This window comes from Mesorhizobium sp. M7A.F.Ca.AU.002.02.1.1 (assembly GCF_003998535.1).
In the GTDB taxonomy this organism is placed as follows: domain Bacteria; phylum Pseudomonadota; class Alphaproteobacteria; order Rhizobiales; family Rhizobiaceae; genus Mesorhizobium; species Mesorhizobium ciceri.
The window spans coordinates 1-3,053 of the sequence record NZ_RZPB01000720.1 but is presented as its reverse complement, the minus strand read 5'-3'; the positions used below and the strand labels follow the sequence as shown (position 1 = coordinate 3,053).

General features: G+C 67.6%; 4 protein-coding genes. 2 read left to right on the top strand and 2 right to left on the bottom strand.

The features are described from left to right. On the bottom strand, nt 1-655 hold a 655-nt coding region (locus EN879_RS30095), incomplete at its 3' end, for an NAD(P)H-dependent glycerol-3-phosphate dehydrogenase (RefSeq protein ID WP_127274447.1). Continuing rightward, nucleotides 652-1,737 (bottom strand): tRNA (adenosine(37)-N6)-threonylcarbamoyltransferase complex transferase subunit TsaD, encoded by a 1,086-nt coding sequence (tsaD, locus tag EN879_RS30090; RefSeq protein WP_181172687.1) that lies wholly within the window; start codon nt 1,735-1,737, stop codon nt 652-654. The genes tsaD and EN879_RS30095, both read right to left, overlap by 4 nt. A 101-nt stretch (nt 1,738-1,838) precedes the next feature. Between tsaD and hemC the strand changes: the two genes are divergently transcribed. Both hemC and EN879_RS30080 read left to right on the top strand, forming a co-directional pair. Continuing rightward, nucleotides 1,839-2,765: a hydroxymethylbilane synthase gene (hemC, locus tag EN879_RS30085; RefSeq protein WP_063170402.1), complete on the top strand. Its 927-nt coding sequence runs from the start codon at nt 1,839-1,841 to the stop codon at nt 2,763-2,765. Between the two features lies 1 nt (nt 2,766). Then, nucleotides 2,767-3,053: uroporphyrinogen-III synthase (locus tag EN879_RS30080; protein ID WP_206521028.1), on the top strand; the 287-nt coding region annotated here is incomplete at its 3' end.

Genomic DNA, 3,053 nt, shown 5'->3' with positions numbered 1-3,053 from the left:
CGCCGAGACCCGCCCCAGTGACGGCACCTGCGGCAATGGCAAAGACGTTCTTCAAGGCGCCGCCGATCTCGACGCCGATCAGGTCGTCGTTCGAATAGCAGCGCAGATTTTCGGCGGAAAAGCGGGCGGCGAGATCGGCGGCCAATGCCTCGTCGCGGGCGGCGACCACAACGGCCGTCGGCAGGCCGCGGGCGACGTCGGTGGCGAAGCTCGGGCCCGACAAAACGGCAACCGGATTGAGCGGCAGGATTTCTTCGACAATCGCCGATAGCAACGCGCCAGTCTCGCTTTCGATGCCCTTGGCACACAGAACCAGCGGGATACCGGCCGGCATATGGTCCTTCGCGGCCGCCAGCGTCGCCCGCAGCGACTGCGCCGGCGTCACCGCCAGCACGCAATCGGCACCGTCGAGCGTGGCCTGGATGTTGCTCGTCGCCACGATGCCGGGCTGGAGCGTAATGCCCGGCAGGTAGCGTGGATTTTCGCCGCGGTCGATCGCGGCGACGGTCTCCGGATCGCGCGCGTAAAGGCGGACGAAATGGCCGGCGCGCAGCATGGCCAAGGCCAAGGCAGTGCCCCAGGCGCCGCCGCCGAGCACGGCAACGCGCCAGCCGCTTGGCGCGGTGACGTTGCCGCTCATTGCCACCTCGTTCATGCCTTGGCTCCGCGCCGGCCGGAGCCGACCATCGGCGCCGAGATGCTGTCCAGCGGCCAGCGCGAGCGCGGCACGAAATCGAAGCCGTTCTCTTGCGCCATGCCCTCGCGCAGCCGCTCGATGCCGGCCCAGGCGATCATCGCCGCATTGTCGGTGCAAAGTTTCAGTGGCGGCGCAATGAAGGTGAAGCCGGTCTCGGCGCAGAGCCGCTCCAGCATGGTCTTGATCGTGCGGTTGGCGGCGACACCACCGGCAACGACGAGGGCTGGGTTCCTGGTGCCGGGAAATGTCTCGCGAAAGCGCGTCAGCGCGCGAGAAACACGGTCGGCCAGAGCATCGGCTACGGCCCCCTGGAACGAGGCGCAGATGTCGGCGACGTCCTGGTCGCTCAGCGGCGCAATGGCGCTCGCCGCCTGGCGCACGGCGGTCTTGAGGCCGGAGAAGGAGAAGTCGGGCTGGGCCGAGCCCTTCATCGGACGCGGAAAGGCAAAGCGCGAGGCGTTGCCGGCCTGTGCCGCCTTTTCGACATTCGGTCCGCCGGGATAGGGCAGGCCAAGCATCTTGGCCGTCTTGTCGAAGGCTTCGCCGAGCGCGTCGTCGATAGTCGTTGCCCAGCGCTGGTAGCCGCCGACACCCCGCACGGCGACGATTTGCGTATGGCCGCCGGAGACCAGCAGCAAGAGATAGGGAAAGTCGAGCCCGTCGGTCAGCCTTGCGGTCAGCGCATGGCCTTCGAGGTGGTTGATGGCGATCAGCGGCTTGTTCGCCGCCGCGGCGATTGCCTTGGCGGTCATCAGCCCGACGATCAGCCCGCCGACCAGGCCGGGGCCGGCGGTGGCGGCAATCGCGTCGATATCGGCTAGCGCCGTGCCCGAATCGGCAAGCGCCGCCTCGATGATGCCGTCCAGCGCCTCGACATGGGCGCGCGCGGCGATTTCCGGCACGACGCCGCCGAAAGCGGCATGCTCCTCGATCTGGCTGAGCACGATGTTGGACAGGATTTTTGGCGCGGCGTCGCCGTCGACGGCCACCACGCTGGCGGCGGTCTCGTCACAACTCGTCTCTATGCCCAGCACGCGGATCAATTCGTCGCTGTCCCTAAAGATTGTATCATGGGGTTTTCCCCGTTAGGAGAACCCCGGAAAAGCCTCGCTTGCCGGGGGGTTATCACGGACTGCGCGCCATGCAAACAATCTTGAGAATCGGAACACGCGGCAGCCCGCTGGCGCTGGCGCAGGCGCATGAAACGCAGGCGCGGCTGATGGCCGCGCATGGCATGCCGGCGGAGGCGTTCGAGGTGGTCGTCATCTCGACCAGCGGCGACCGCATTCAGGACCGGCCGCTGTCGGAAGCCGGCGGCAAGGGCCTGTTCACCAAGGAGATCGAGGAGGCGCTGCTGGCCGGCCGGATCGACATCGCCGTGCATTCGTCGAAAGACATGCCGACGCAACTGCCCGACGGCCTCGAACTGTCGGCCTTCCTGCCGCGCGAGGACGCACGCGACGCCTTTGTCGGCAAAGCGGCGAAGACGATCGCCGAACTGCCGCGCGGGGCGAAAGTCGGCTCGTCGTCGCTACGGCGGCAAGCGCTGATCCGCCGGATGCGGCCGGATCTCGACGTGGTGATGTTCCGCGGCAATGTGCAGACGCGGCTGCGCAAGCTCGACGAAGGCGTCGCCGCCGGCACGATCCTGGCCTATGCCGGGCTGAAGCGGCTTGGGCTCGAGCATGTCGTCACCGACCTGATACCGCTCGATGTCTTCCCGCCGGCGCCGGGGCAAGGCGCGATCGGCATCGAAACCCGTATCGGCGACCGCGATGTCGAAAAGATGCTGGCGGCCGTCCATGATGTGCCGACCGGCCAGGCGCTGGCCTGCGAGCGTGCCTTCCTGGCGGCGCTCGATGGCTCCTGCCGCACGCCGATCGCCGGCTATGCGGCGATCGAGGCCGGAAAACTGTCTTTTGCCGGGCTGATCATCTCGCCCGACGGCACGCAGTCACACACGGTCGAACTGCAGGGACCGGCGCAAGACGCCGCCCGGATCGGCGGCGAAGCGGCCCGGAGCGTGCGCGCCAGGGCCGGCGAAAAGTTCTTCGACGGCTGGCTCTGAAATGCTTCGCGTCCTGGTGACCAGGCCGGAACCGGGTGCTTCGCGCACAGCGCATCGGCTGGAGGAGGCAGGTTTTCAGCCGGTTCTTTTGCCCCTGACCGAAACAAAGGCGTTGCCTGTCGCCGCCGGACTGATCCCGGACGATGCCGTCGCGGTGGCCGTCACAAGCGCCAATGCCATGCGCCATGCGCCGGAAGAAATCATCGCGACGCTCGCCGCCTTGCCTTGTCATGCCGTCGGCAGGCGGACTGCGGAAGCTGCCCGCAAAGCGGGGTTTTTGTCGGTCCG

What these genes read in the sequence shown, in the direction of transcription:
- hemC (WP_063170402.1), top strand. Translation starts at nt 1,839, where the DNA reads ATGCAAACAATCTTGAGAATCGGAACACGCGGCAGCCCGCTGGCGCTG.